This window comes from Bacillus sp. LB7 (assembly GCF_030449715.1).
GTDB lineage: Bacteria > Bacillota > Bacilli > Bacillales > Bacillaceae > Bacillus > Bacillus paralicheniformis.
In genome coordinates, this window is record NZ_JASGCA010000017.1 from 1 (window position 1) to 25,456 (window position 25,456).

Genomic DNA, 25,456 nt, shown 5'->3' on the forward strand with positions numbered 1-25,456 from the left:
TTCCGCAGTAGCTCAGTGGTAGAGCTATCGGCTGTTAACCGATCGGTCGCAGGTTCGAATCCTGCCTGCGGAGCCATTTATTGGAGAGCTGTCCGAGTGGTCGAAGGAGCACGATTGGAAATCGTGTAGGCGGCCAACGCCGTCTCAAGGGTTCGAATCCCTTGCTCTCCGCCACTTTAAATACATCTGGCCCGTTGGTCAAGTGGTTAAGACACCGCCCTTTCACGGCGGTAACACGGGTTCGAATCCCGTACGGGTCACCATTCTTTTTTGGACAGCACGTTAAAAAGCAGAAGGCGAATGCCAGAGCTTTTTGAAGAAAGGCATGCTAAGATCGCAACATCCTGTTGCAATGCATGCACTTGTACGTCCTGTACTGCGGAGGATTAGCTCAGCTGGGAGAGCATCTGCCTTACAAGCAGAGGGTCGGCGGTTCGATCCCGTCATCCTCCACCATTTCTATGAAAATCATATTATCGCGGGGTGGAGCAGTTCGGTAGCTCGTCGGGCTCATAACCCGAAGGTCGCAGGTTCAAATCCTGCCCCCGCAACCAAATTACTCATTAAATGAAAAATACCCGAAGGGTGCAACTAAAATGGTCCGGTAGTTCAGTTGGTTAGAATGCCTGCCTGTCACGCAGGAGGTCGCGGGTTCGAGTCCCGTCCGGACCGCCATTTTAAATAAAGGCTCGGTAGCTCAGTTGGTAGAGCAACGGACTGAAAATCCGTGTGTCGGCGGTTCGATTCCGTCCCGAGCCACCATTTGCCGGTCTAGCTCAATTGGTAGAGCAACTGACTTGTAATCAGTAGGTTGGGGGTTCAAGTCCTCTGGCCGGCACTGTTTGTGGAGGGGTAGCGAAGTGGCTAAACGCGGCGGACTGTAAATCCGCTCCCTCAGGGTTCGGCGGTTCGAATCCGTCCCCCTCCACCATGTTTTTAGGGGCATAGTTTAACGGTAGAACAGAGGTCTCCAAAACCTCCGGTGTGGGTTCGATTCCTACTGCCCCTGCCAATTTTAATTCACAATTTATGGCGGTTGTGGCGAAGTGGTTAACGCACCAGATTGTGGCTCTGGCACTCGTGGGTTCGATTCCCATCAATCGCCCTTCATATTGGGCTATAGCCAAGCGGTAAGGCAACGGACTTTGACTCCGTCATGCGCTGGTTCGAATCCAGCTAGCCCAGTTTTCATCTTTCTTTATCATCCTGCATATGATAAGATGAATATTAGTTAAAATGCGGAAGTAGTTCAGTGGTAGAACACCACCTTGCCAAGGTGGGGGTCGCGGGTTCGAATCCCGTCTTCCGCTCCAATTCTTAAAATGATGGCGGCATAGCCAAGTGGTAAGGCAGAGGTCTGCAAAACCTTTATCCCCGGTTCGAATCCGGGTGTCGCCTTATTTGCCTCGTGCCGGGGTGGTGGAATTGGCAGACACACAGGACTTAAAATCCTGCGGTAGGTGACTACCGTGCCGGTTCAAGTCCGGCCCTCGGCACCATTGATCACACACATGCCGGTGTGGCGGAATTGGCAGACGCGCACGACTCAAAATCGTGTTCCTTCGGGAGTGTCGGTTCGACCCCGACCACCGGTATCACTAATCATCGTATTGCCAAACGATGAAAGAGCGTTCCTTATCTTGGAACGAGGCCGTAAGAATTTTCTCTTAAGAACTGCGAGCTCCGGAACCTGTGAAAACATACCGTGAGATATTATCGAAATGAGCTTAATAAGGTGCAGTAACTCTTACAGGAGCAAAAAATGTATCTGGCGACCCCTCGTTGATGACAGAGGAGCATATAATGCTATCTTATTCTCCTGAAATAAACTGTGTAAGTAAAAGTTGTGTCCGCTCTTTTACTCACACAGTTTATTTTACAATCCCAAAAAAGACGCAAAATCGGCGTCTATAAATTAAATTTTATTCCAAGTATCGGTATTGATTGCTGCTTATAATTTAATTCTATACTAAACAGCTTACTTTTCTACATCAAACTTCTTCATTTCTTCAAACCATGAGTCAAAAATATCATCGGGTAACAGTTCATCATCATTTGAATAAACTAAATCATATCTGTAATTGCCTTTCAAACTGTTTTGTTTAACCTTGTAAATTAACTTTATTTCTGTAGGCATCTCCTGACCAAATTCAGTACATACCTTATGGATTTCCTTTAAATTTTTTAACCCGATATCTAAAACAGCCTCTTGACGATTTTCCGATGTATCGTATTTTTCATTCTCTTTTACCGCGTCGTTAAGTTTGTGCTTGTAAACCAACTTACCATTTATTTTATAAAATACATCAAAGGAATACATTTCAGGTTCATATGAGCAATAAATATAAATGGCATCAGCCTGATTTTCGACATACTCAAGACAAATGGCGACCATATCTGTTTGTAATTCAGATAAATAATCTTCAAATGTTTTAGTCATATAACCACTCCTAGTTCTCTAAAGTTACTTTCTTCAAGTTACCATCTATACTGTATTTTATGTCAAAACTCTTTGGTCTAGGATTGTTCCCATCATAATTAATTTTAACATTAACGGCTACTTTTTTCTTTTCAGATATCGCTTTAGCCCATTTGTTTTCTAATCTCTTGTATTTACTCTGGTTAACGTTACTGGACTGCGAAACGAGATTGTCTAATTCAGGAGAGCACCAAATCTATCGGCAGCTAAGTGTCCGGCATGACCCTTAAAGACCGGAAGCAGATCATCGCTACGTTCAGGCGGAAGCAACTTTTAAGCCAGCCAAATCTTAGAACATTCACAGGTATTCGAGACTATACGATGATGTTGCTTCTATTGGAGACGGGTATTCGGACGAATGAGTTCGTAAGCATAAATTTAAAAGATGTAAAAATCGAAGAATCAGTCATACACGAAAGAAATGCAAAAGGGAATCAAGAAAGAATTGTTCCGATTACATCCGCAATGATGAAGCAACTTAAAAAGTACATTTCTATCCGAGGGTATGTTGAGACAGACGCGCTGTTTATTACTCTCGATAGAAAGCCTGTCATTGAAATAAGAAACATTCGAGAAGAGGGCGGATAAGTTTGGCCGTAACTTCTATCGGGCGGTATTCGCACAGTTAATTAGCATGCCCTTACTTTTTATTAGCCATTTATAGGACGAAAAGTAAATTATTTATACAAATTCCTTTGCAAAGATTGGTAACTTTCTGTAAAATGTTCTCATAGCGATAGAGGCAGTAAAGTGTGGGAGGTTTGACAATGAAAACAGTAGCCTCTGTGAACGTAGCCAATCTCATCAATCAGTGGTATGTTCACATAAAAAAGAGAGATGTCTCAAATGCCGTAGAACTTAGGGACAGAATAAAAGGCCTTTTAAACGTAATGGAAGAAGATCAGGACGTTTTTCTTTACTTTAATCTACTTGATTACAGGTTCAGAGTATTAATGGAAGACGTCGCGGGGGAGCCGCAGCTTCCGCCTATTGCTGAGGATAAGGCGAAGACAGACGGTTTGTTAAGATACTATCACTTTCTCTTTAAAGGAATGTATGAAAGTGCGAGGAGCAACTACTCTAAAGCGCTTAATTGTTTTAGAGTTGCCGAGCGGCAGCTCGATAATGTCGAAGATGAAATCGAAAAGGCCGAGTTTCATTATAAGCTTGGAAATCTCTATTATTTTACGAAAACAACTCTACTTTCTTTTCATCATCTTTCAATCGCGAAGAGCATCTATAGGGCTTATGAAGAATATAAGACACAGTCGATAAACTGTACGGTGCCTGCTCGCACTCAATTATATAGACGACGGACGTTTAACAAGAGCTGAAAATATGCTTAATAGTTGCGCAGAAAGACTGATCAAGATGGGCGATAATCATCTGCTGGCGGCTGTCTACTATGATCTCGGCTTTTTAAAAATTCAAGAGGACAAGCACGAAAAAGCACTCGAGTATTTCGACCTCTCATTTAAAACGGATGACATCGAAAAAAATGCGCCTATTATGTACATGCAGTGCATATACGAGTCAGCTAGGTCGACTTATAAGATAGGTGAGGTTGATAAGGCGCTTAAGTGGGTTCATCTTGGTTTTGAGTTTGCTCAGAAAACGAATAATATCAACTTTTCGCTCAAATTCTCGATTTTAAATATATGCTATAGCGCTCCCCTCGAGGGTGTACCGCAAGTAAAAGAGTTTATCGAAATGCTCGAGGAGAGGGAGGCTTACGTAGACATTGAGGCGCTTGCTGAGGATGTGGCCAACGTCTACAGCTCATTAAATAATTACAAATATTCCACATACTTCTTGGAAAAAGCAATAAAATCAAGTAAACTAACAGGAAAGGAGGTTCTTTAAATGAAAAAACTTATTGTAACTGCTTTCCTTACTACATCGCTTGGACTCGTTTTAACCAGCGCAGCAGACTTCCTCGCAGAAAATATCCAAACAGCAGACTCAGTAACATTACTTGCCTCAAGAGGAGCGGGCTCATAAAACAAAAATACAACAGTAAGAGGACGGCTATTACAGCCGTCTTTTTTATGATTTCAGCCGCCTTGGTAACTTGAATGCTGCGCTATAGTTATATCAAAATACGAATTTAACGCTATGCTAGACCGTAATGGCTTATTATATCGAATATACCGCGGGCTAGGGCTTTCCGATAGAATCGCACGACTCAAAATCGTGTTCCTTCGGGAGTGTCGGTTCGACCCCGACCACCGGTATCAATTGTGCGATTTGGTAATTTAATCTGTCAAGATAAGGTGCAGAATCATGAACATTACCAGGCGTTACGTAGGCATCGGTGATGATATTGTATTTCATATCCGTTGTTCGGTGATCTAGAAAAAACCTTCAGGTTTATTTTCACGGTAAAGATAGCCGCTTTCTGGATCAGTGGTGCTTTGCCGAATGTTTTTTTCAGCTTTCACCTCCTCTTTGGCTTTTAAGGACTTTTTTCCGTGTGCTTCCCGATCTTCCTGAACGGCTTCATCCAAGTCCTTTATATAGTTTTGTGTATCCTGTTCAATCGTTTTCCTCGTATATTTATGCTTGTTGGCATTGGCTTTGAGATGGGTTGAATCGGTGAAAAGGACACGTCCTCCTACCATATCGTGATTGATGGCCTGAAGAACAATCTCATCAAAAATGTCTTGAAAAATGGTTGTATCTTTAAACCGGGTGCGTCTATTCCAACTGATGGTTGAATGATGAGGAACTGGATCGTTGATATTTAATCCTAAAAACCATCTGTAGGCCATATTGTAGTAAATCTCTTTCTCGAGCTGCCTTTCTGAACGGATACCGTACAGGTATCCGATAAACATCATTTTGAATAAAATCAATGGATCGAGTGAGGGGCGACCATTATTTTCACTGTAGTAAGGCTTTACTTTTTTAATGATAAATGAGAAATCTATGTACTTGTCAATTTTATGGAGCAGGTGATCCTCTTCAACAAGTTGGTCAAGCAGTACAAATTCGGCTTCGTTTTGTGAAGAATTCCTTGTGTAGAACATTAGAATGACACCGTCCTTTTCAATCCTTTTCTTTATTATAAAATGAAAAAATGGATAATTTAAGAAAAAAAGGCTGTCGAGATTTTCTCGACAGCCTGAGAACCCTCGATATATAAGGGTTCTTTTTTTACTTTCAAAGAGACCTATAAACGTGTCGATATAAGTATTATAATAGAATTATTATACTTATGAGGGGATTTTATCTATGCCTTATACGATCAAGTCTTCTGAGAAACTTAGACCATCTGGTGCTGAATATGAAACAAAGGCGCTTTTATATTTAATGAATTTTAGAGCAGATAGTCCGGATGTCTATTATTATGTTGTGGATTTTTTTAATGATTTAACAGGAATAAATAGAACGGGCAAAAAAATGTGGGATATACAATCGAAAGGTGCAAAAAATTCTTCCCCTAAAGCAATAGGGAAAGAACTAGTTACTCTATTTAAAAATTATAGAAGTGACTTTAATTTCAATTGCTTTGTATTATTTTTAGGTGGAACTTCACCTACTGTAAGAATTGATCAAACTAAAAATATTTTTGATATTCAAAACATTCATCCGACAGCACTTAAAAAGATGAAACAGGGGTTGTTAGAAGAGTGTAATGATAAAAGTTACATAGACAATACGAACATTACCGATAAAGAGCTAGATGAATTTTTGAGTAAAGTTCAATTTGTTGTTGATGATAAAAAGCCCCATGAATATGTGAAATCCATTATAAAAACCCATACAAAGTTAATTCCTGATGAAGAAGTGTTAAACGCTATTTTTAATGAGATTAGAGATAAACAAGCAAGTAAAAAAAATTCCGGCGTCGTGGAAAATATCACAATTGAAACTACACATGAAGCATTAAGTTATTCTAGGCATTTAACTGCTGGCGAGATTAGATTATTAACAATTTCACGAATTATTAACAGAGATCCTTTTGAGAAAGGACCTCCTTTGCCATTCTATCTTATTTTAAATAGTGTCCCAGATGAAAGGAAAAAAGATGTGATTTTAGAAAGCCAATTAGCATTATCTAGAGCATTATTTAATAAAAATAATGCTAATACTTTTTGGAGACTATTTGAAAACACTTATACAATAATAATTCAGAATCCTGTGGACAATGTAAATGTGCTTTATGATAAATTAGATCACGACATAGTGGAACAATGTTACGATTTTGATGTGATTTCATTAAAGTATTTTATTTCTTTAATTAAGGATGGTATTGAATAATGTTAATTAAAAAAGTTGCTATTGGCAATGAGCAAGAAGCATTTATTGAAGATAGATTTTCTGAGAAAATGAATATTATTTCTAGTGATGATAACAATCGAGGGAAGACTATTTTGATTCAGGGAATGATGTACGCACTTGGTAATAATCCTGTATTCCCTTCAACCTTCAATTACACTAAGTATTATTATGTTGTTGAATTTTTTTATAATAATATTATTTATAAAATCTGTAGAAACAAAGATCTATTTTTTGTTCAATTTAATGAGTCATTGTTGCTATTTGAAAATGTATCGGAATTGAAGCGATATTGGCATAAAAATATATTCCCTTTGCCTATAATAACAAAAAATAATTTCACACGAATAGTTGACCCTGAACTTTACTTGCAAGTTTTTTTTGTAGGGCAAGATAAAAAAGATACTTCTAATATTGCTAATAAAGGATTGTATAATAAAGAGGATTTTAAAAATATGCTTTATTCTATAGCTGGAATAAAGAATAGTATTGTGGATTTTGATAGCACTAACAACATAAAACAGAACATTGCGAATTTAAAAGATGAGAAAAAACTTATACTTCAACAATCAAAAATTTTGAAATCCCAGAAGAAGCCTATTTCATATTTAAGCAGCGTTAATGACAGGCTTAATTTTAAAAATCATCTTGGAAAAATTGAAAAAGTTAAAGATAAATTAACGGAATTAAATAAAGATCGTAATAAAAATATAAATAGAAAATTAAAATGTGAAATAACAATTAAAGAGTTAAATTCTTTAAATAGAAATTTAGAATCAGGTGAGTTAGTTTGTTTAGACTGTGGGTCCAATCATATTGGCTATAAAGCTTCTCCTCAGCAAATGTATTCTTTTGATGTATCAACTCCGGAAATAAGAAAACAAATAATAGAATCAATTAACAATAAAATTAATGGTTATGACGAAGAAGTTGAGCGTATAACTTTATTAATTAATAGTGAACAAGCTAAACTTAAAGAATTATTATCTGTTGAAGAAATCTCTTTGGAATCTTTGGTTGCATATAAAGATGATGTGTATAGTGTTTCAGATGCTGAAAACAAATTAAATTCCATCGAAGATAATATAAAACAATTAGAAAATCAAATGAAAGAAGCTTCAAATAGCAAAGAAGTTGTTAAGGAGCAACAACATAACCTATTAAATGCTATTCTAAGTAGCATGAATGAAAATTATAAATTAATAGATTCTTCGGGTAATTTAGAGTTCGATAGCATTTTCACTAAAAAAACAGAAGTTTATTCTGGTAGTGAACAAACTATCTATCATTTAGTAAAAGTTTATTCTCTAGCCAAAACATTAAATCATGGTTATCCAATTGTTGTCGATTCATTCCGAGCAGAAGATTTATCGACTGAAAAAGAAAAAATTATTTTAGATTTATTTCACAAGTTGAATGCTCAAGTAATATTTACAACTACATTAAAGAGTGAAGAAATTAGAAAATATGATGAAAAAGGGTTTGATTTTATTAATCATATTAATTATTCTAATCATTCTCCAAGTAAAATTCTTCAATCTAGGTATGTTAACGAGTTTAAAAAACTTCTTTTGAATTTTTCTGTACATATCTAAATCGTTAATTCATGTGAATAAAATTACAATCAGTATCCAGTTCTATTAAAAATTGTCCCACTTTTACTGTTTCGAGTTGTTTGTCGACTAATTGTCCTGTGAATCTATATTCAAAATGTCCATCTAACTTCTCGTGACAGGATGGCTGATTGCACGGCTTCCTGCCGGTCCGCTCGAGACAGCGCCGCGGCGCTTTGACCGGGCCTTCAGCACCTTGGGACCCGTCACGGGAACGACGATATCCAGGTAGGCGGTCTTTAATATTTGCCTGAAGGGGCTGAGAAGGAAGTCCTTTTAGGCCTTCAGCCTATCGGGAACTCCGAAATATATTGGAGTACGCGAAGGTAGAACAGCCGTTAAGAAGTCAGCTTATCACTGAGAAAGAAACTTTTAGTCAAAGGTGCTGTTAAAAGAAACAGGACTCTTTAAACAAGCCGGAAGTTTCCGCAAGTGCCTGCTTTTCATGGGCGGCCATATGCTTCCAGCCTTTCTTGAATCCTTCCCATTTTTTTATGCAGAAACTTAAGGTTAAAAAAGACGATAAGTGTTCCGGTTATGGCTGATAAGATCATTGCAGGAAAACTGAATTTTTCTATCTCTGCGGCAGCGGTTAGCAGATAGCAACAAAATGGCAGCATAAAGATCGATGTTAATATGCCGGGTACATAATGTTTAAATTTCAACCACAGGACGATGTGAAAAAGGAAATGAACAGTAAAAGCAAAAAAGAAACCAAACCAGACGATATATTGATTAAAATAAATACTGATGACAGTTACACCAACAGCTAGAATAAATTCTTCGAGCACAGCGCAAACAAAAGAAGCGGTTTTGGCATGTCCGAATGGAGCTTTTTTCAGTTGTTTCAGTTCGTTTCGATATCTTTTGCCCCATGCCTCGACCATCACCATCTCTTCAAAATCATGCAGTATAAATAAGATCGGCAGCATCCAAGCGATAAATTGCATGTTTTCCATTTACATTCCCCCTCTTATGTGCCACAATTGTGACATTTCATAGAGAACAAAGTCAATAAGGCAACGAAAAGTGCTACATTGCCATAAAAAGTGCGACAGGAGCGAGAATATGAAGCAAATGCCCTCAAAAACAGCTCAGCAATCTAAAAGCTGGCTGACGCTATCATTGTTGGAGCTTATGAAGGAAAAAAGCTTTTCAGACATTACCATTACAGAAATAGCGGAAAAAGCGCAGCTTGACAGAAGAACATTTTATCGGCATTTCCATTCAAAAAAAGATATATTAGACCGCTATTTTGAGCAGCTTTGCAGTGAGTATTCCAATTACATTGTTCAGGAAAAACATATTGACTTATCCAGTCTTGGACATGCATACTTCAACTTTTGGAGCCGACATGCCGATTTTTTACAAGCCCTTTATCAGAACCATTTGTTTTATTTGATTGTTGAGAAATATAATGAACTTCTACCGGATCTTCATAAAAAATTTAAAGAAGAAACCTTTCATTTTAAAAGCAAAATCGACTTGGAGTACGGGCTTTCATTCAGCGCAGGGGGCTTTTGGAACATCCTTTCAAAATGGTTTGAGAGAGGCCGGAAGGAAACTCCTGAAGAAATGAGTCATATTCTGCAAGGAATAGTAGATTCATTTTTAAACAAGCAAGCTTTCGAAAGGTGATCTCATGTTGGTATATGAGTGCTTGAAGCGTTTAGCGTTCTTTCTTAATTTCTGCTTGTGCTTACGGTCAATCTTCGGTACCGTTAATGCAAAGACCCTTGTAATATAGAGAACAGGAGTGAGGCCGTTGGTGAATACGGTGAAGATACGAGGGGTGGCCATCGGAGAAGGAGCCCCGAAAATTTGCGTGCCGCTCATCGGAAAAACGCATGAACAATTGAAAGAAGAAGCTGCTTTTCTTCTATCCATTAATCCGGATCTTGCCGAATGGCGGGCGGATTTTTTTGAAGATGTCGAAGACGTTGACAAAGTGAAAGAGGTATTGGCTGACATCCGGGAGATCTTAAAGGATATCCCGTTGATATTTACATTTCGCAGCGCGGAGGAAGGCGGCGAAAAAGAAGTCGGTAAGGAATTTTACTTTGCCTTGAATCATGCCGTAGTCAAAACAGGGCTGGCAGATGTGATTGATGTCGAGCTGTTCAATGAAGAGCATTATGTGGAAAAACTGGTTCAAGCGGCTCATATGCAACATGTCTTTGTCATTATATCCAACCACGATTTCGGGAAGACGCCGAGAGCGGAAGAGATCGTTTCCCGTCTCCGAAAAGCCCAGGATCTTGGCGCCGATTTCCCTAAGATCGCGGTGATGCCTGAAACACCGGGAGATGTGCTGGTGTTGCTTGAGGCGACTCATATGATGCATGAGCGGTATGCGAAGCGGCCGATTATCACGATGTCGATGGCCGGAAAAGGCTTGATCAGCCGGCTCGCCGGAGAGGTATTTGGCTCGGCCGTGACGTTCGGCGCAGCTAAAAAAGCATCCGCACCTGGCCAAATTGAGGCGGCGGATTTGAAACATATACTCGATGTGCTTCGTCGCAATTTATAATCATTGGGTGCGCCGCTAAGGTCCCTTTTATAGTTAAAAAGATTCATATATTTTTCCATCCTTTTCACTTGCCAAATCGGTGTGTTACGATAAAAAATGAATTGAATAGCTTTACTAGGGGTGCCCGAATGCGGGCTGAGAGAGAAACACGTGTTTCTTAACCCTTTGGACCTGATCTGGTTCGTACCAGCGTGGGGAAGTAAAAAGGATTCGGGAGAAGATGGGGAATGGGTATGGTCCGTCTGTCTTCCAGTGATTTTACTGACTGTAAAACCAGGTTCATCATATGAGCCTGGTTTTTTTGTGCTGGTGCTGTTCCGGAGTTTCGTCCTGATCAATTTTTTAGAGGGGAAGGGTTTTTACATGAAACAGGAGTCAGTACAGCAAAAAAACATCTCGATCATGTCAAGTTTTTCAGGGAGCCGCAAAGTGTATGTCGAAGGGGCGCGGCCTGACATTCAAGTGCCGATGAGAGAAATTTCGCTAAGTCCGACGACGGGTTCGTTTGGCGCCGAAGAAAATCAGCCTGTCCGCGTTTACGACACAAGCGGTCCTTATACGGACGCGAATGCGGAGGTTGATATTCTTAAAGGGCTGAAACCTTTGCGGGCGACCTGGATCAGGGAGCGCGGCGATACCGAAGAATATGAAGGCAGAGAAATCAGACCGGAGGATAACGGCTATAAAAGCAAAGAGAAAGCGAGCCACAGCTATCCAGGATTGAAACGAAAACCGCTGCGCGCGAAAAAAGGTCAAAATGTCACGCAGCTGCATTACGCAAGAAAGGGGATCATTACGCCCGAGATGGAATTTATCGCGATCCGAGAGCACGTATCTCCTGAATTTGTTCGTGATGAAGTAGCAAGCGGACGGGCGATTATTCCGTCAAACATCAACCATCCGGAAAGCGAACCGATGATTATCGGCCGAAACTTCCACGTCAAAATCAATGCCAACATCGGCAATTCCGCTGTCACCTCTTCGATTGAAGAAGAAGTGGAAAAAATGACATGGGCCATTCGCTGGGGCGCCGATACGATGATGGACTTGTCCACAGGTAAAGATATTCATACAACGAGGGAGTGGATCATCCGCAATTGTCCAGTTCCTGTAGGAACCGTGCCGATTTATCAGGCGCTTGAAAAAGTAAACGGCGTCGCGGAAGATCTCACTTGGGAGATTTACCGCGATACATTAATCGAGCAGGCTGAGCAAGGCGTTGATTATTTTACGATTCATGCCGGCGTCCTTCTTCGGTATGTGCCGCTGACGGCAAAGCGCGTCACTGGAATCGTATCCCGCGGCGGGGCAATTATGGCGCAATGGTGTTTGGCTCATCATGAGGAAAGCTTTCTGTACACGCATTTTGAAGAGATTTGCGAGATTATGAAAACATACGATATCGCATTTTCGCTCGGGGACGGCCTTCGGCCCGGCTCGATTGCGGATGCGAATGATGAGGCCCAATTTGCCGAATTGGAGACGCTCGGCGAGCTGACGGAAATCGCCTGGAAGCATGATGTTCAAGTGATGATCGAAGGACCGGGACACGTGCCGATGCATAAAATTAAAGAGAATGTCGACAAGCAGATGGAAATTTGCAAAGAGGCGCCGTTTTACACGCTCGGCCCGCTGACGACCGATATTGCACCGGGCTACGATCATATTACATCGGCAATCGGAGCGGCGATGATCGGCTGGTACGGCACGGCCATGCTTTGCTATGTGACGCCGAAGGAGCATTTGGGACTGCCGAACAAAGACGATGTCCGCGAAGGCGTCATAACATACAAAATCGCGGCCCATGCGGCTGACCTTGCCAAAGGGCACCCCGGCGCGCAAATCCGCGATGACGCGCTTTCCAAGGCGCGCTTTGAATTCCGCTGGCGGGACCAGTTCAATTTGTCGCTCGATCCGGAAAGAGCGCTTGAATACCATGATGAAACCCTTCCGGCGGAAGGCGCCAAAACGGCACACTTTTGTTCAATGTGCGGGCCTAAATTTTGCAGTATGAGAATTTCCCAGGATATTCGCGACTATGCCAAGGAAAACGACCTTGATGAAGAAAAGGCTATTCAAAAAGGATTGGAAGAGAAGGCGAAGGAATTTAAAAAAGCAGGCGGCAGCATTTACAGTTAAAAACGGGCAATACTGCAGATGAAAGGGGAACCTTTCATCTGTTTTTTTATAATATGGGGTTGACAGGTCGGAATAATATGAATTAGTATGTTGTTTAATATTTCGGAAAATTCCATCAGCGCTGATCGGTCAACCGAAGGCTCTTATCTCAATTGGGATAAGAGTTTTTTATTTTCAGTTTAGAAAAGAAAGGGGAACAAGATGTCTTTATCAATTCGTGTAAATGAAAAAGCATTTGGAAACGGCAGCCTTAAAACAAGCGTGCTTCAAGACGTGAAACTGACGGTCGAAAACGGCGAATTTCTGACTGTCATCGGTCCAAGCGGGTGCGGGAAAAGCACGCTCTTAAAAATCGCTGCCGGTCTTGACGGGGATTATGAAGGGCTAATCAGCATGAACGGAAGAGAAATCAAGGGCCCGGGGATTCAGCAAGGCTTCATCTTTCAAGAGCATCGGCTTTTTCCATGGCTGACGGTTGAGCAAAATATCGCCGCAGATTTAAGCCTGAAAGAACCAGCGGTGCGAAAAAAAGTCGATGAATTGATTGAAACGGTGCGGCTGAAAGGCGCGGAGAAACAGTATCCGCGCGAGCTGTCCGGAGGTATGTCGCAGCGGGTCGCGATTGCCAGGGCTTTGCTCAGGGAGCCTGAAATTTTGCTGCTTGATGAACCCTTCGGCGCCTTGGACGCCTTTACGAGAAAGCATCTGCAGGATGTACTGACAGACATTTGGCGAGAAAAGAAGATGACGATGATCCTCGTGACGCACGATATTGACGAGTCGGTGTATTTAGCTGAGCGGGTCGCGATTCTTACCGCAAAGCCGGGGAGAATCCATAAGCTGATTCCGGTCGATCTGCCATTTCCGCGCAGCAGAACATCGCCCGTTTTTCAATCAATCAGACAAAAAGTGCTGAAAGAATTCGAGACAACGGAAACATTCAGCTTTCAGGAAGGTTCAGGGATTTGAGCAGAAAGGAGCGGAAAAACGTGAAAAAATGGCCGTTGTATATGCTGGGCTGCCTGATGCTTCTTGCGGGCTGTTCAGCAGCCCAATCAAGCGGAGGGGGCGGAGATTTAAAAGAGATCAACATCGGAGTGCAGCAAAGCTTAAGCCCGTTGCTCCTTGCGAAAGAAAAAGGCTGGTTTGAAAAAGAATTCGCAAAAGAAGGGATTCAAGTGAAATGGACAGAGTTTCAAAGCGGTCCGCCGCAGTTTGAAGGTCTTGCCGCAGGTAAGCTTGATTTTTCCCAAGTCGGAAATTCACCGGTGATCGCAGGGCAGGCGGCCGGCATTGATTTTAAAGAAATCGGTCTTTCGCAAGACGGTTTAAAGGCGAACGGCATTCTTGTGAAGAAAGGGAGCGGCATCGATGACATAAAAGATTTGAAAGGAAAGAAGGTGGCGGTGGCAAAAGGCAGCAGCGGGTTCGATTTTCTGTATAAAGTGATCGATAAAGCAGGTCTGGAGCCAACAGACGTCAACATCATTCAGCTTCAGCCTGACGAAGCCATACCGGCATTTGACAGCGGCGCGATTGATGCATGGTCGATTTGGGAGCCGTTTTTGTCCCTTAAAACGATCAAAAGTGACGCGGCAATATTGGTTGACGGGGAACAAATCGACAAGTATTCCCCTGGTTTTACGCTTGTACGAAGCGAATTTGCCGAGAAGTATCCTGATGAGGTGATCCGTTTTCTGAAGGTGTATAACAAGGCCGTGAAATGGCATAAAAACCATAAGAAAGAAGCGGTTGAAGCGTATGCGAAAATTAAAAATCTCGACAAAAAGGTCGTTGAAAACGTGCTGAATAACACCGAACCGTTAAATGAGCCGATCACAGACCGCATTATTGAAACGCAGCAGGAGACTGCCGATTTTCAATTCAAATTAAAAGCGATTAACAAAGAGATTGATGTAAAAGAAGTGGTTGACAATTCATTTATTAAAAAAGCGCTGAAAGGAGGAGATGACAAATGAGGGCTGTTTCATCAAGCACCCCCTCGATCCAGCCGAAAGCAGGCGCAAAACTGAGACCGGCCGCTTTTCGGCTGGCATGGGGGAAGGGAATTGTATTACCTGTGATATTGATTTTATTATGGCAGCTTGTCGGGTCATTTGAGCTCATATCAAAAACCGTGCTTCCAGCTCCTTTAGATATATTGATTACATGTCGGGATCTTACCGTATCAGGAGAGCTTTTTACTCATTTAGGCATCAGCATTCAGCGCGCCGCACTCGGCTTTTGCCTGGGGGCCGGACTCGGGCTCCTGCTGGGGCTAGTGATCGGGTTTTCAAAAATCGCCGAGGATTATCTCGATCCCTCTCTGCAAATGCTGAGAACCGTTCCGCATCTCGCCGTCACACCGCTGTTTATTTTATGGTTCGGTTTCGATGAGCTGTCAAAGGTGCTCTTGATCGCGCTCGGCGCCTTCTTCCCGGTATATATCAACACATTTTCAGGGATCAGGGGCGTCGATTCGAAACTGTTCGATGTGGCGAGAGTATTGGAGTTCCATTGGCTGAAGCAGGTGACAAAGCTGATTCTTCCCGCATCGCTCCCAAGCATCCTCTTAGGCATCCGCCTGTCGCTCGGTGTTTCGTGGCTGGGCCTTGTTGTTGCCGAGCTGATGGGATCAAGCGCCGGAGTCGGCTATATGATTATGGATGCCAGACAGTTTTCACAAACCGATAAGGTGTTTGTCGGGATTTTGATTTTCGCAGCCGTCGGCAAGCTGACGGATTCATTCGTCAGAATTCTGGAAAAAAAGTGCCTTGGCTGGAGAAACAGCTATCAAGGAAACCAAAAGTAAAGGGGAGATCTTTTTGGACATTTTATGGTTTATTCCTACTCATGGCGACGGACGTTATCTCGGTACAAACACGGGAGGAAGAGCTGCAGATCACACCTATTTTCAGCAGGTAGCGCAGGCGGCTGACAGGCTGGGGTATACAGGGATTCTTCTTCCGACGGGAAGATCGTGCGAAGATCCGTGGATTACCGCCGCCGCTCTGGCGTCAGTCACGAAAAATCTGAAGTTTTTAGTCGCTGTAAGACCGGGTTTGATGCAGCCGTCGGTTGCGGCGCGGATGGCTTCGACATTCGACCGGCTTGCAGAGGGCAGGCTCCTCATCAATGTGGTCGCCGGCGGTGATCCGTATGAATTAGCCGGCGACGGCCTGTTTATCAGCCATGATGAACGGTATGAAGCGACAAATGAGTTTCTCGACATCTGGCGGTCGCTTTTAAAAGGCGAGACTGTCAGCTATTCGGGGAAACACTTGAAGACCGAAAACGGCCGCTTACTCTTTCCGCCCGCCCAACACCCTCATCCGCCGATCTATTTTGGGGGCTCGTCAAAGGCCGGGCAGGAGACCGCCGCCAAACACGCAGATGTCTATTTAACATGGGGAGAGCCGCCCCATCTCGTCAAAGAAAAAATCCAATCTGTCAAAAGACAGGCTGAAAAAGAAGGGAGAACCGTCCGGTTTGGAATCAGACTGCACGTGATCGTCAGAGAGACAGAACAAGAGGCGTGGCAAGCGGCAAATAGACTGATCAGCCACTTGGATGATGAAACGATTGCCGCAGCCCAAAACGCGATGAAACGGACGGATTCATCAGGGCAAAAGAGGATGGTCCAGCTTCATCAGGGAAACAGAACCGATCTTGAGATCAGCCCGAATCTTTGGGCGGGCATCGGACTGGTCAGGGGCGGAGCGGGGACAGCGCTCGTCGGTGATCCGGAAACAGTGGCCAGCCGGATAAAAGAATATGCTGACCTCGGCATCGAATCCTTTATCTTCTCAGGTTATCCTCATCTTGAAGAAGCGTACCATTTTGCCGAAAAGGTCTTTCCGCTCCTTCCGTTTCGCCCGAAACTTCAAAGAAAAGCGTCAGGCGAAGTCATCGGAAATGACCATTTTCCGACGAGGCAAAAGGAAAGAACGATTTAAATAAAAAACTCCAGACATTTTGGAGTTTTTTATCTGTTTTTATAAAATGAAAACATATACGAAAGATGCTGAATAATGATCAGCACAAAGATGACGATGATCGGAAAATACGGGAGCCTGACTTGGAAAAACGGATAAAAGATCAATAGGAGCGCTGCGACTGGCATCGCCACATACAGCACGATATAAGATGTCCTGCATGCTTTTGCGGTAATCATCTGTTCTCTTTCATCCTGTTCTTTAAATTCGTCAGGGACGAGCATAAAGCGCTGCTTGCGTGAACCGCTTTTTTTCTCCAAGTATGTGTAAATCGAAAGGACGAGCCCAAAGAGAAGGATGGGAATCAGATTAAAAACAAAATGGAGCTCTGAAGCGTTTGTTTTCAAGCTTTTGGCGATTTGTTCCGATGTGTGAAAAAAGGTTATAAACGTCCAGCATGCGAGTCCGAACAGAAGGATGTGAAAGAAAGTCCGTGTGATCATATTCATTCGTGTTTGCCTCCCTCTAACCAAAATACGTCTTCCATTTTTAATTGAAATTCCTCGCAAATTTTCAAAGCCAAAAGAAGCGACGGGATGTAATTGCCTTTTTCAATGGCCGCAACTGTCTGCCTTGTAACTCCGATCGCGTTTGCAAGGGCTTCCTGTGAATACCCGTACCTTGCTCTCAATTCTCTAACCCTGTTGTTCATCCTACCACCTGCAATTCTTCGTTTATATAGTATATTTGACATATTGTTAAATGGGTTTGACATAATGTTAACTTGATTTTACAATGTAATCAACATCTTTTGATCTAGGATCGGCAGGTTATTAACTGTAACATTTAAATTTATACATAAAATTAACAGAAATGGAATAGAGAAAATAGAATTATCTCACTTTTTGAAAAAAGGGACTTTGAGGGTATTTTGGGGTTCGGATTTCAGGAGAATGAGGGTCTTATTAGCTGGTTCTTTTTTCTTAACATCCTTGAAAGACACGAGATTTATAAAAAGAAAAAATGAGAGAGAAAGAAGGAGGAGAAATAAGACAAAAAGATTATAAAGACATCATAAAGTGGAAACGGGGCTTTCATCTTCTCTGCCAAGCCGAAAAGCGTGGGCCATTAGATTGAAAAACCGCGAGATCCTTAAATAAATAGTTGGAACGTAGTGTTTATGAAATAGGAAATTTCATAGATTTCAGTATGATTTTGGATATGTTACTCTTTGGTTACTTGATAGAAAGGAGGGGGAAAAATGACATACGCAGCACCTCAGGTTGACTATTCTGTCAATCCGTCGATCGAAGATCAGGCTTGGTTCTTGGTGTTTGTTGCAGTGCTTTTGGCACTTGGCGCAACTGTTGTTCTTGGCGCCGCTGTATGGTGTGTAGTTAACGGAAACGGCAGCTTCACAGGATCCGTCCAATGGGTCAGCGGTTTGAAAGTCAACATTGAATGTAGGAAATAGCCATACTTAAAGTATCTGTTCACAACAAGAGACATATTTGATGAGGCTTAACCGTCTGTGGGGGACGGTTAAGCTCTTCCTGACATTAATCATACCCTGGAGGCATTATGTTTATTATAGATAACCTATCTAAAACATATAAAAACAATGTGACTGCCGTTAGCGGGTTTCAAATAAAGATTGAAAAAAATCAGATTGTCGCGATAGCGGGTCCGAACGGTTCAGGAAAGACGTCGATCATTAATTCCATTTTAGGAATCATTACGCCTGGCGAAGGAACCATTCTTTTGGATGACCTGCCGAACACGACGGCGGAATTCAAGCAAAAGCTGGCGTATGTTCCCGATGAACTGCTTTTGCCTGATGCCCTTTCAGCTGCCGAATATTTGGATTTTGTTTCTTCTATGTATAATTGTACATCAAATGAAAAGCGGAGACAATTAATTGAGCTTTTCGATATGAAAGAGGCTTTGCAGGAGCCGATTGAAACGTACTCACACGGAATGAAAAAAAAGACGCAGCTGATCGCTGCTTTTATGCTGGAGAGCGAATTTGTCATTATGGATGAGCCGTTTCGCGGGCTCGATATAGAAGCGGTCATCAATACGAAAAAGCTGATGAAGCGCTATGCGGCCACACAAGGGTCGATACTGCTTGCGACTCATGACATGCTTTCTGCGGAAGAATTGTGCGATAAAATTGCGATTATTTCCAAAGGCGTCAAAATGGATGAAGGAGAAGTCAAAGAATTAAAGGCTAAATACAACAGTAATTCGCTTGAAGAAGTATTCTTGAAAGCTTCGATGCTGAGTGATAGGGGTGCGCATTTTGATCAAATCATTCGAAATTTCTAAAATGATGCTGAAAATGTGGCAGAAGGAAATGGGCAAGCTCTTAAATACCGGCACCAAAAAAATGATCGCCGCCCTTTTTTTAATTTTGGCGGTTGCGATGGGGAGCATCATTGGCTACAGCTTTACGGGAATGTTTTTAAGCGCTTTTCTGAATGGAGAAATTCGCTCACTCGGGTTGTTCGTGATTTCAATGTTTATGAACGTCTCGATTTTTACGTTTGTTTTCTTCATTTTATTTAAAGTAAGGACGCCTGAACAGAACAGCTTCTCCATGCAGTTGAGCTGGTTCCCGCTGACGGCTTTCGAGAGGAGTCTCGGATATTTTATTCCGTTTGCCGGTGCGGTTTCATTCCTTGTCCTGTTTATCATGTCTATTCTGCTGATTCCGAATTTTGTCGCCAGCGGTGTAGGCTTTTGGTTTGCTTTTACGTTTTTTGCCCTGCTTTTTGTGCAGATCATTTTTTTCTTTTCGCTTCTCAACCTTGTTTATAACCTGGTGTATATGGTGATCTTGAAATTCGGTTTTCCGCTGCAAAAATTTTTTTCAATGTTTGTTCTTGTCGTATTAGCTGTTATTTACGGATTCACCTCTTTTGATATGGGGAAGATTCAGAACGCTTATTCAACCTTTGATTATAATCTGACGTATTTTGCAGCGCCGCTGTTTCTCGTGCTGAACGGTCAGTCGGCAGGCGCCGGAATCATACTGGTGGTGCTGATCTTGGCAGCCGCAGTAACTGCTTCGTTTATGTCGCTGAATGTTGTGCCGATCCTCACTGAAAAAAAATCATCCAAACTGTTTTCATTTATTAAAATCCCGTCGTCAAAACCGCTGTCTTTGGCGGTAAAAGAAATAAAATCACAGGCCAGAAATGAAGAAAATATTTTAAACTTCATTTTTTTACTTTTGGCTCTATGTTTTTTAAAATACAAATTTCAGTTCGGATTTACCGGGGAGAGCTATTTGGTGCTTGGAGGCTTGACAGGCATCATCGCCTTCAATTCATATGGGAATGATCTGCGGATGATGCAGGTGTACAAGGCGATGCACTTGAAAATCACAACGGTTTTGTGGTCAAAGTATCTCGGGCTGTGTGCGCTTGGTCTCATTCAACTCTGCTTGTTTTCCGTGTTGACGTGGACTTTTCCGGAGAGCTTTGCGGTCTTTGTCAAGACGATTGCCGTGCTGTTAAACGCGATTGCGATGTTCTATTTAGCGGGCATTATTTTTCCGCTTGACCGCAACAACCCTTATATGGGGATCTTCTCTTTCGGAATGCTCCTCATCTTTATGATCCCGTTGTTTTTCATCGTGAATTATGCGGTCGATAAAGTCACGGGCGAAGCGCTGCTGTTTTTCATACCGTGTCTCGAATTACTGCTGATCCTGCTGTTATACGGAGGGTTTAAATGGAGGTACCATTATGATCATTAGGATGTTGAAAGCACTGGTCGGAATCAAAAAAATCCCCTATTTTCCAGAGCATGTGAAGCTGGATCGGAAGCATATTTCAGATCGCGATCTTGATGCGGATTTTCCCATCAATCCGACAGCCTATCAAATGCTGAAAGAAGTCGACGGAAAAAAAGACGAACTGGAGATAGCCGGGGATCTTGCCGGCGTCTTTCGCGTCAGTGAAGAGGTGTTGCTAAAGGATTTGCACCAATTGCTGACAGGGCTCAACCGCAATTATTTAATCAATTGGAAGTACGGCAAACGCCCGTCGTTCCTCGGTTTTCTCTATCAGTTTTTCGGCCAGTACCATATTCGCTACAAGGAAAGGTTCTCAAGCGATTCTGATTCATTTCTGTTTTTGTACATGAAATTTCTTCATGTGATTTCTAAGAAAATTATTGTTTTCTGGCTCGTCTTTTTGATGCTGTCGCTTTCGGCTTACATTTTCGTTCCGGACGGTTCAATCATCAGCATTGCCGCTTATTTTTCCGTCATCTATTTCGGGTTGATCACCGGCACAGCGCTTCATGAAGTGGTGCACGGCATCGCGCACCGGAAATTTGTCGGAAAAAACGGGCCTCAAGGGTTTTTAGCGGCTGATATGATGTCCGTCAAATTTATCAGGCCTGTCATATCGCCGTATGATAAAAAGTCGATTTGGATTACGGCGTTGGGGCCGCTTATACCAGGGGCGCTCGGAATAGCCGGCGTGCTGTTTACGATCTTTTTTCTTCAGGAAAACGCGGTCTCGGTCGGCATGCTTCTGTTCTTTTCCACTTATGCTCTGCATATGATGTATCTGCTTCCGTTTATGGGTGACGGAAAGTCGATTATGAAACAGCTGATGATCAGAGGAATTGGAGGTAAATCATCATGAATACAAACTCTTTAAAGCAGGGGCTAATCTTTGCCAGTTTCTCAAGCTTTCTCGCATTTCCGATGCTTGCGGCTGCGCTTTTGTTTTATCATCTTTTTTCAAATCAAACGAGCAACGATATCCTGTTTAACAGTTTGTCGTTTGTCATGGAGAGCGAATCGGCTTTTTCATTCCAGGTGAAGCCCAACTTTTTCTTCATTATGATCGGGCTGTTTATCGGCATTTTTATGATAACGGCCGCGATTTCATCAATTTATCAGAAAAAAAAGGGTGAATCTTAAAAGAGCTTGCTACTTGAGCAGGCTTTTTTTATTTGCATCGGAAGACGGGTTGTGATAAATTTAAATCGTAATCATTACGCTTTATTGAGAAGGAGGATACTCAGAGTGGCCAAGAAATCAAAAATTGCTAAAGAAAAAAAGCGCCAAAAGCTTGTTGAACAATATGCGGAACTCAGAAAAGAACTAAAAGAAAAAGGCGATTACAGAGCTTTGAGCAAGCTTCCGCGCGACTCGGCGCCATCAAGGCTGCATAACCGCTGCGAAGTGACCGGAAGGCCGAGAGGATATATGAGAAAGTTTAAAATGTCGCGGATCGCGTTCAGAGAGTTAGCATATAAAGGCCAGGTACCAGGTGTGAAGAAATCCAGCTGGTAATCTGTCAATGTCCGGAAAAAAGCTGCCGATGTTCATATCGGCGGCTTTTTTTCGACAAATTTTTAATATACCCTTGACGAAATTTTAATAAACGTGTAACATAATAAAAGTCAAAACGATGATGTTGTTTTTAGAGATCATATGCGGGTGTAGTTTAGTGGTAAAACCTCAGCCTTCCAAGCTGATGTCGTGGGTTCGATTCCCATCACCCGCTCCATACATACTGTTTATAACGCAGTGTTTCGTTTCTTAGATTAAACGAAGCATTGCGTTTTTTCATGTATGAAATCATCGTAAAAAACCTGCTCTCTTTAAGAACAGGTTTTTAAGGAAAGACGGTTGAGATATGTTCGCCGCCGTGAATTTGTTCGAACATTTTTGTTAAAGACTCGAGCAGGCGGCGGGATTCTTCTATAGATAATGAGGGCCTGAAAAAGACGAGCTGCAAGGCATCTTTTGTATCCGTTCCTGCATGATGAAGGCTGAGGTTTCCGGTGATCGTGCCGAATGCTCCAGCATCATCGGAGAACGTGATGATCTCGCCAGGACTTCCGGGTTCGATTTTGATCGGACCGTTTAATTTCCGGGCATCATATATATGAACCGGTATCAAATATTTGAGGGAGAAAAAACGGCTCAGATCAATCGCTGAATTTTCCGGCTCAACAAAGCGTTGTTCTTTGATATCTTTCAGCATCCGTTCGAGTCCGCTTTCCCGTCCTGAATAAGACGGGTTCAGCTCACGGAAGGCATCATGCCATTCTTTAACGGCCGATTCATCTTCGGGACTGCGATCGGCATAGTCAAAAAACAGCGATTCCTGAAAAAGGCGGAGCCGGCCTTTGAGCATTTGCGGGGAGCCGGTGATCTCAATATTTTGATATAACACAGCGCCAACCTTAAATGAAGGAATGCGGTTTAAAATAGCAGGCGCGATTTGCAAACGAAGTTCCAATTTAAATTCATCTCCCGTGTCATGGTACACTCTATTATACAGAGAGCGAAAACGAAAACAAAGAAAGGAGGCTCTGCACGATGGATGTGAAAAAACTGAAACAGGATGTCATCGAATTCGCACAGGAAATCGGCATCGATAAAATCCGGTTCGCCAGTGCAGATACATTTGAAACATTAAAAGAACGATTGATTGAGAACCGGGCCCTCGGCTATGAATCAGGCTTTGAAGAACCCGATCTTGAAAAGCGGACGAACCCGGACCTGCTTTTGCCGAAGGCGAAATCGATCATCGCCATCGCTCTTGCTTACCCTTCAAAAATGAAAGATGCGCCGAGAAGCAAGAAAGGCGAACGGAGGGGCATCTTTTGCAGAGCTTCCTGGGGAAAGGATTATCATCATGTCCTGCGGGAAAAGCTTGATCAGCTGGAAGAATTTTTGAAAGCGCAGCGCAGCGATATCAGAACGAAATCGATGGTTGACACCGGAGAGCTGTCGGACAGAGCTGTCGCAGAGCGAGCGGGCATCGGCTGGAGCGGAAAGAACTGCATGATCATTACGCCTGAATTCGGATCTTACGTTTACTTGGCGGAAATGATTACGAATATTCCGTTCGAGCCTGATGAGAGAATCGAAGATCAATGCGGCTCATGCAACAAATGTATCGAGGCATGCCCGACCGGCGCGCTCGTCAACCCCGGGCAGCTCAACTCCCAGCGCTGCATCGCTTTTCAGACGCAGACAAAAGGTTTTCTGCCCGACGAGTTTCGTACGAAAATCGGGAACAGGATCTACGGCTGTGATACGTGCCAGATGGTATGCCCGAAAAATAAAGGGGTCGATTTTCACCTGCATCCTGAAATGGAGCCGGACCCTGAGATTGCCAAGCCGCTTTTAAAACCGCTTCTGACAATGTCGAATCGCGAATTCAAAGAAAAATTCGGCCACGTGGCCGGCTCATGGAGAGGCAAAAAGCCGATTCAGAGAAATGCGATTATCGCACTTGCCCATTTTAAAGAAACGGACGCTCTCCCTGAATTGATTGAGCTGATGCACAAAGATCCGCGGCCGGTCATCAGGGGAACCGCCGCATGGGCGGTCGGAAAGATCGGCGGAGGAGCGGATGTGATGGGTGAATTGGAGCGCGCGCTCGCGCACGAGCAGGATGAAGAAGCAAAAGCTGAAATCCAAAAAGGCATCGGTCTTTTAAAAGAAACGAGTGCGACTAATTGAGGGCTGTCCTGACATATGTTTAATGATGAGAAATGAATTAACAAACATATGGTGGTGTAGCCCTTGAAACAGATCATCGAGCAGCTCCTGAAAGCCAGACTTCATTACTTAATCAACGGCAATGATGAAACAAACTGGCGGGATGCCGGGGGTTTTGAAGTCATTGAACGGAAGCGGAGGCTTTTTCAAAAGCGCGGCGTGCAGATCGTGAAGGCCAATATAAAAGCAGCTGTAAAAGAGCTTTGGCTTGATGAAGACGGCGCGTCACATGTGAACTATCAAACCCATACCGCATACTTGTGCAAAGACGGGGATGATATGTATATGGAAGAACATATGGAAGACAGAAACGCCCTTTTGTACGATCAGATGGTCATCAAAGACTCCGAGACCCCGCGTCCGCGTCCGGCCGCACAGTCTTATCCTGAGCCTGAAAGCGGCGATGATGAGATGCGCGAATTGCTGGGAAGGGCGTTCCGCTATGACCGGCTGGCCGCGGTGCGCTATGCGGAAACGTACTGGAATAAACGAAATCCCGCTTACAAAAACTTTGAAGACAATTGCACAAACTTTATTTCCCAGTGCATAAGGGCTGGAGATGCGCCGATGCGCGGCTATCCGAACAGAGGCAAAGGCTGGTGGATGCAAAACCATTCCTGGAGTTACAGCTGGACTGTCGCTCATTCGCTCAGAACCTTTTTGAAGCAGTCAAAAGCCGGCCTCCGAGCGGTGCAAAAGCGGGCCGCGAAAGAGCTGATCGAAGGCGATGTCATCTGCTATGATTTTAACGGTGACGGAAGATTTGACCACGTGGCTCTTGTGACGGCAAAGGATAAAAGCAATATGCCGCTGGTGAACGCGCAAACGCACGACTGCCGGATGAGGTACTGGTCTTATGAGGATTCGCCTGCTTATACTTCATCGATTCGATATGCGTTTTTTCATATATCAGATGATACGACAAAATCGTAATGA

25 protein-coding genes, 17 tRNA genes, 2 pseudogenes and 1 riboswitch are annotated in these 25,456 nt (G+C 43.0%); of the genes and pseudogenes, 37 read left to right on the forward strand and 7 right to left on the reverse strand.

All coding sequences use genetic code 11. The annotated features are described in order from the left end of the window. Position 1 precedes the first annotated feature (1 nt). From QMZ64_RS18165 to QMZ64_RS18240, 16 genes are all read left to right on the forward strand, one after another. Positions 2-76 (forward strand) — tRNA-Asn (locus tag QMZ64_RS18165). Positions 77-82: 6 nt separating this feature from the next. After that, positions 83-174: transfer RNA gene (locus tag QMZ64_RS18170), tRNA-Ser, on the forward strand. A 14-nt stretch (positions 175-188) separates the two neighbouring features. Next, positions 189-263, forward strand: a tRNA-Glu gene (locus QMZ64_RS18175). A gap of 117 nt (positions 264-380) precedes the next feature. Next, positions 381-456: transfer RNA gene (locus QMZ64_RS18180), tRNA-Val, on the forward strand. Between the two features lie 21 nt (positions 457-477). Next, positions 478-554 (forward strand) — tRNA-Met (locus QMZ64_RS18185). Between the two features lie 44 nt (positions 555-598). Then, positions 599-675, forward strand: a tRNA-Asp gene (locus QMZ64_RS18190). Between the two features lie 11 nt (positions 676-686). After that, positions 687-762, forward strand: a tRNA-Phe gene (locus QMZ64_RS18195). Positions 763-765: 3 nt separating this feature from the next. Continuing rightward, a tRNA-Thr gene (locus QMZ64_RS18200) sits at positions 766-838 on the forward strand. An 8-nt stretch (positions 839-846) separates the two neighbouring features. Next, a tRNA-Tyr gene (locus QMZ64_RS18205) sits at positions 847-931 on the forward strand. 7 nt (positions 932-938) lie between these two features. After that, positions 939-1,012, forward strand: a tRNA-Trp gene (locus QMZ64_RS18210). 20 nt (positions 1,013-1,032) lie between these two features. After that, positions 1,033-1,105 (forward strand) — tRNA-His (locus QMZ64_RS18215). An 8-nt stretch (positions 1,106-1,113) separates the two neighbouring features. Continuing rightward, positions 1,114-1,185, forward strand: a tRNA-Gln gene (locus QMZ64_RS18220). Positions 1,186-1,238: 53 nt separating this feature from the next. Continuing rightward, a tRNA-Gly gene (locus QMZ64_RS18225) sits at positions 1,239-1,313 on the forward strand. A 14-nt stretch (positions 1,314-1,327) separates the two neighbouring features. Beyond that, positions 1,328-1,398: transfer RNA gene (locus QMZ64_RS18230), tRNA-Cys, on the forward strand. Between the two features lie 12 nt (positions 1,399-1,410). Continuing rightward, positions 1,411-1,499, forward strand: a tRNA-Leu gene (locus QMZ64_RS18235). 14 nt (positions 1,500-1,513) lie between these two features. Then, a tRNA-Leu gene (locus QMZ64_RS18240) sits at positions 1,514-1,595 on the forward strand. 383 nt (positions 1,596-1,978) lie between these two features. Here the strand turns inward: QMZ64_RS18240 and QMZ64_RS18245 are convergent. Both QMZ64_RS18245 and QMZ64_RS18250 read right to left on the reverse strand, forming a co-directional pair. Then, the gene (locus QMZ64_RS18245; protein WP_265627526.1) at positions 1,979-2,440 is read right to left on the reverse strand and encodes a DUF600 domain-containing protein; all 462 of its coding nucleotides are present in this window, start codon (positions 2,438-2,440) and stop codon (positions 1,979-1,981) included. 10 nt (positions 2,441-2,450) lie between these two features. Beyond that, complete coding sequence (locus tag QMZ64_RS18250) at positions 2,451-2,675, reverse strand: DNA/RNA non-specific endonuclease (protein WP_265627846.1); 225 nt, start codon at positions 2,673-2,675, stop codon at positions 2,451-2,453. Positions 2,676-2,698: 23 nt separating this feature from the next. On the opposite strand from QMZ64_RS18250, the gene QMZ64_RS18255 reads away from it, so the two are divergent. The 3 genes and pseudogenes from QMZ64_RS18255 to QMZ64_RS18270 all read left to right on the forward strand — a co-directional run bounded on the left by QMZ64_RS18255 (position 2,699) and on the right by QMZ64_RS18270 (position 4,480). Continuing rightward, the gene (locus tag QMZ64_RS18255; RefSeq protein WP_095289807.1) at positions 2,699-3,067 is read left to right on the forward strand and encodes a tyrosine-type recombinase/integrase; all 369 of its coding nucleotides are present in this window, start codon (positions 2,699-2,701) and stop codon (positions 3,065-3,067) included. A gap of 179 nt (positions 3,068-3,246) precedes the next feature. Continuing rightward, a pseudogene (locus QMZ64_RS23190) lies at positions 3,247-4,342 on the forward strand (response regulator aspartate phosphatase). Beyond that, on the forward strand, positions 4,343-4,480 hold the full coding sequence (locus QMZ64_RS18270) for a hypothetical protein (protein WP_265627523.1): 138 nt from the start codon (positions 4,343-4,345) through the stop codon (positions 4,478-4,480). 243 nt (positions 4,481-4,723) lie between these two features. Here QMZ64_RS18270 and QMZ64_RS18275 read toward each other — a convergent pair. Then, positions 4,724-5,508, reverse strand: a pseudogene (locus tag QMZ64_RS18275) (transposase); the annotation flags it as partial. Positions 5,509-5,713: 205 nt separating this feature from the next. On the opposite strand from QMZ64_RS18275, the gene QMZ64_RS18280 reads away from it, so the two are divergent. Next, positions 5,714-6,742, forward strand: coding sequence for a hypothetical protein (locus QMZ64_RS18280; protein ID WP_265627522.1), 1,029 nt, complete (start codon positions 5,714-5,716; stop codon positions 6,740-6,742). Continuing rightward, entirely contained in the window at positions 6,742-8,355 is a 1,614-nt protein-coding gene (locus QMZ64_RS18285) for a hypothetical protein (RefSeq protein WP_265627521.1), read from the forward strand. Before QMZ64_RS18280 ends, QMZ64_RS18285 begins: the two co-directional genes overlap by 1 nt. 461 nt (positions 8,356-8,816) lie before the next feature. Here the strand turns inward: QMZ64_RS18285 and QMZ64_RS18290 are convergent, their stop codons facing one another. Continuing rightward, complete coding sequence (locus QMZ64_RS18290) at positions 8,817-9,332, reverse strand: HXXEE domain-containing protein (protein WP_301441505.1); 516 nt, start codon at positions 9,330-9,332, stop codon at positions 8,817-8,819. 109 nt (positions 9,333-9,441) lie between these two features. Between QMZ64_RS18290 and QMZ64_RS18295 the strand changes: the two genes are divergently transcribed. From QMZ64_RS18295 to ssuD, 7 genes are all read left to right on the forward strand, one after another. Beyond that, positions 9,442-10,011: a TetR/AcrR family transcriptional regulator gene (locus QMZ64_RS18295; RefSeq protein WP_020450652.1), complete on the forward strand. Its 570-nt coding sequence runs from the start codon at positions 9,442-9,444 to the stop codon at positions 10,009-10,011. A gap of 127 nt (positions 10,012-10,138) precedes the next feature. Then, a complete protein-coding gene (aroD, locus tag QMZ64_RS18300; RefSeq protein ID WP_301441506.1) occupies positions 10,139-10,903 on the forward strand; it encodes a type I 3-dehydroquinate dehydratase in 765 nt (254 codons plus the stop codon). A 106-nt stretch (positions 10,904-11,009) separates the two neighbouring features. Beyond that, positions 11,010-11,118, forward strand: a riboswitch (TPP riboswitch). A 148-nt stretch (positions 11,119-11,266) separates the two neighbouring features. After that, positions 11,267-13,042, forward strand: a complete 1,776-nt coding sequence (thiC, locus tag QMZ64_RS18305; protein ID WP_301441507.1) for a phosphomethylpyrimidine synthase ThiC — start codon at positions 11,267-11,269, stop codon at positions 13,040-13,042. A 201-nt stretch (positions 13,043-13,243) separates the two neighbouring features. Continuing rightward, on the forward strand, positions 13,244-14,011 hold the full coding sequence (locus QMZ64_RS18310) for an ABC transporter ATP-binding protein (RefSeq protein WP_265627519.1): 768 nt from the start codon (positions 13,244-13,246) through the stop codon (positions 14,009-14,011). A 41-nt stretch (positions 14,012-14,052) separates the two neighbouring features. Continuing rightward, positions 14,053-15,021 carry an aliphatic sulfonate ABC transporter substrate-binding protein gene (locus QMZ64_RS18315; protein ID WP_483298506.1) on the forward strand — a complete coding sequence of 323 codons (969 nt, stop codon included), beginning with the start codon at positions 14,053-14,055 and terminating at the stop codon, positions 15,019-15,021. Beyond that, complete coding sequence (locus QMZ64_RS18320) at positions 15,018-15,854, forward strand: ABC transporter permease (RefSeq protein ID WP_265627517.1); 837 nt, start codon at positions 15,018-15,020, stop codon at positions 15,852-15,854. Before QMZ64_RS18315 ends, QMZ64_RS18320 begins: the two co-directional genes overlap by 4 nt. Before the next feature lie 13 nt (positions 15,855-15,867). Continuing rightward, positions 15,868-16,998, forward strand: coding sequence for an FMNH2-dependent alkanesulfonate monooxygenase (gene ssuD / locus QMZ64_RS18325; RefSeq protein ID WP_265627516.1), 1,131 nt, complete (start codon positions 15,868-15,870; stop codon positions 16,996-16,998). A gap of 29 nt (positions 16,999-17,027) precedes the next feature. Here the strand turns inward: ssuD and QMZ64_RS18330 are convergent, their stop codons facing one another. Together QMZ64_RS18330 and QMZ64_RS18335 are read right to left on the reverse strand one after the other, a co-directional pair. Continuing rightward, positions 17,028-17,486, reverse strand: coding sequence for a hypothetical protein (locus tag QMZ64_RS18330; RefSeq protein ID WP_176276198.1), 459 nt, complete (start codon positions 17,484-17,486; stop codon positions 17,028-17,030). Beyond that, entirely contained in the window at positions 17,483-17,689 is a 207-nt protein-coding gene (locus tag QMZ64_RS18335) for a helix-turn-helix transcriptional regulator (RefSeq protein ID WP_020450660.1), read from the reverse strand. The genes QMZ64_RS18330 and QMZ64_RS18335 overlap by 4 nt, the downstream gene beginning before the upstream one ends. A 549-nt stretch (positions 17,690-18,238) precedes the next feature. Between QMZ64_RS18335 and QMZ64_RS18340 the strand changes: the two genes are divergently transcribed. The 7 genes from QMZ64_RS18340 (at position 18,239) to QMZ64_RS18370 (ending at position 22,511) form a co-directional block, all read left to right on the forward strand. After that, entirely contained in the window at positions 18,239-18,451 is a 213-nt protein-coding gene (locus tag QMZ64_RS18340; protein ID WP_020450662.1) for a hypothetical protein, read from the forward strand. Between the two features lie 107 nt (positions 18,452-18,558). Beyond that, positions 18,559-19,305 carry an ABC transporter ATP-binding protein gene (locus tag QMZ64_RS18345; RefSeq protein WP_301441509.1) on the forward strand — a complete coding sequence of 249 codons (747 nt, stop codon included), beginning with the start codon at positions 18,559-18,561 and terminating at the stop codon, positions 19,303-19,305. Further along, a complete protein-coding gene (locus QMZ64_RS18350) occupies positions 19,271-20,740 on the forward strand; it encodes a hypothetical protein (RefSeq protein ID WP_265627515.1) in 1,470 nt (489 codons plus the stop codon). Before QMZ64_RS18345 ends, QMZ64_RS18350 begins: the two co-directional genes overlap by 35 nt. Then, complete coding sequence (locus tag QMZ64_RS18355; protein WP_265627514.1) at positions 20,730-21,638, forward strand: PqqD family protein; 909 nt, start codon at positions 20,730-20,732, stop codon at positions 21,636-21,638. Before QMZ64_RS18350 ends, QMZ64_RS18355 begins: the two co-directional genes overlap by 11 nt. Next, on the forward strand, positions 21,635-21,919 hold the full coding sequence (locus QMZ64_RS18360; protein ID WP_065643533.1) for a hypothetical protein: 285 nt from the start codon (positions 21,635-21,637) through the stop codon (positions 21,917-21,919). The genes QMZ64_RS18355 and QMZ64_RS18360 overlap by 4 nt, the downstream gene beginning before the upstream one ends. Before the next feature lie 105 nt (positions 21,920-22,024). Beyond that, entirely contained in the window at positions 22,025-22,294 is a 270-nt protein-coding gene (gene rpsN / locus QMZ64_RS18365; RefSeq protein WP_023856470.1) for a 30S ribosomal protein S14, read from the forward strand. A gap of 143 nt (positions 22,295-22,437) precedes the next feature. Continuing rightward, positions 22,438-22,511: transfer RNA gene (locus QMZ64_RS18370), tRNA-Gly, on the forward strand. 108 nt (positions 22,512-22,619) lie between these two features. On the opposite strand, the gene QMZ64_RS18375 is transcribed toward QMZ64_RS18370, so the two are convergent. Further along, positions 22,620-23,249, reverse strand: coding sequence for a hypothetical protein (locus QMZ64_RS18375; RefSeq protein ID WP_265627513.1), 630 nt, complete (start codon positions 23,247-23,249; stop codon positions 22,620-22,622). Positions 23,250-23,329: 80 nt separating this feature from the next. Between QMZ64_RS18375 and queG the strand changes: the two genes are divergently transcribed. Together queG and QMZ64_RS18385 are read left to right on the forward strand one after the other, a co-directional pair. Then, the gene (gene queG, locus QMZ64_RS18380; protein ID WP_243939242.1) at positions 23,330-24,481 is read left to right on the forward strand and encodes a tRNA epoxyqueuosine(34) reductase QueG; all 1,152 of its coding nucleotides are present in this window, start codon (positions 23,330-23,332) and stop codon (positions 24,479-24,481) included. Positions 24,482-24,544: 63 nt separating this feature from the next. Next, positions 24,545-25,453 carry an amidase domain-containing protein gene (locus QMZ64_RS18385; RefSeq protein WP_059231799.1) on the forward strand — a complete coding sequence of 303 codons (909 nt, stop codon included), beginning with the start codon at positions 24,545-24,547 and terminating at the stop codon, positions 25,451-25,453. Positions 25,454-25,456 lie beyond the last annotated feature (3 nt).

What these genes read in the sequence shown, in the direction of transcription:
- QMZ64_RS18245 (WP_265627526.1), bottom strand. Translation starts at nt 2,440, where the DNA reads ATGACTAAAACATTTGAAGATTATTTATCTGAATTACAAACAGATATG.
- QMZ64_RS18255 (WP_095289807.1), top strand. Translation starts at nt 2,699, where the DNA reads ATGACCCTTAAAGACCGGAAGCAGATCATCGCTACGTTCAGGCGGAAG.
- QMZ64_RS18270 (WP_265627523.1), top strand. Translation starts at nt 4,343, where the DNA reads ATGAAAAAACTTATTGTAACTGCTTTCCTTACTACATCGCTTGGACTC.
- QMZ64_RS18280 (WP_265627522.1), top strand. Translation starts at nt 5,714, where the DNA reads ATGCCTTATACGATCAAGTCTTCTGAGAAACTTAGACCATCTGGTGCT.
- QMZ64_RS18285 (WP_265627521.1), top strand. Translation starts at nt 6,742, where the DNA reads ATGTTAATTAAAAAAGTTGCTATTGGCAATGAGCAAGAAGCATTTATT.
- QMZ64_RS18290 (WP_301441505.1), bottom strand. Translation starts at nt 9,332, where the DNA reads ATGGAAAACATGCAATTTATCGCTTGGATGCTGCCGATCTTATTTATA.
- QMZ64_RS18295 (WP_020450652.1), top strand. Translation starts at nt 9,442, where the DNA reads ATGAAGCAAATGCCCTCAAAAACAGCTCAGCAATCTAAAAGCTGGCTG.
- thiC (WP_301441507.1), top strand. Translation starts at nt 11,267, where the DNA reads ATGAAACAGGAGTCAGTACAGCAAAAAAACATCTCGATCATGTCAAGT.
- QMZ64_RS18310 (WP_265627519.1), top strand. Translation starts at nt 13,244, where the DNA reads ATGTCTTTATCAATTCGTGTAAATGAAAAAGCATTTGGAAACGGCAGC.
- QMZ64_RS18315 (WP_483298506.1), top strand. Translation starts at nt 14,053, where the DNA reads ATGCTGGGCTGCCTGATGCTTCTTGCGGGCTGTTCAGCAGCCCAATCA.
- QMZ64_RS18320 (WP_265627517.1), top strand. Translation starts at nt 15,018, where the DNA reads ATGAGGGCTGTTTCATCAAGCACCCCCTCGATCCAGCCGAAAGCAGGC.
- QMZ64_RS18330 (WP_176276198.1), bottom strand. Translation starts at nt 17,486, where the DNA reads ATGAATATGATCACACGGACTTTCTTTCACATCCTTCTGTTCGGACTC.
- QMZ64_RS18335 (WP_020450660.1), bottom strand. Translation starts at nt 17,689, where the DNA reads ATGAACAACAGGGTTAGAGAATTGAGAGCAAGGTACGGGTATTCACAG.
- QMZ64_RS18340 (WP_020450662.1), top strand. Translation starts at nt 18,239, where the DNA reads ATGACATACGCAGCACCTCAGGTTGACTATTCTGTCAATCCGTCGATC.
- QMZ64_RS18345 (WP_301441509.1), top strand. Translation starts at nt 18,559, where the DNA reads ATGTTTATTATAGATAACCTATCTAAAACATATAAAAACAATGTGACT.
- QMZ64_RS18355 (WP_265627514.1), top strand. Translation starts at nt 20,730, where the DNA reads ATGATCATTAGGATGTTGAAAGCACTGGTCGGAATCAAAAAAATCCCC.
- QMZ64_RS18360 (WP_065643533.1), top strand. Translation starts at nt 21,635, where the DNA reads ATGAATACAAACTCTTTAAAGCAGGGGCTAATCTTTGCCAGTTTCTCA.
- queG (WP_243939242.1), top strand. Translation starts at nt 23,330, where the DNA reads ATGGATGTGAAAAAACTGAAACAGGATGTCATCGAATTCGCACAGGAA.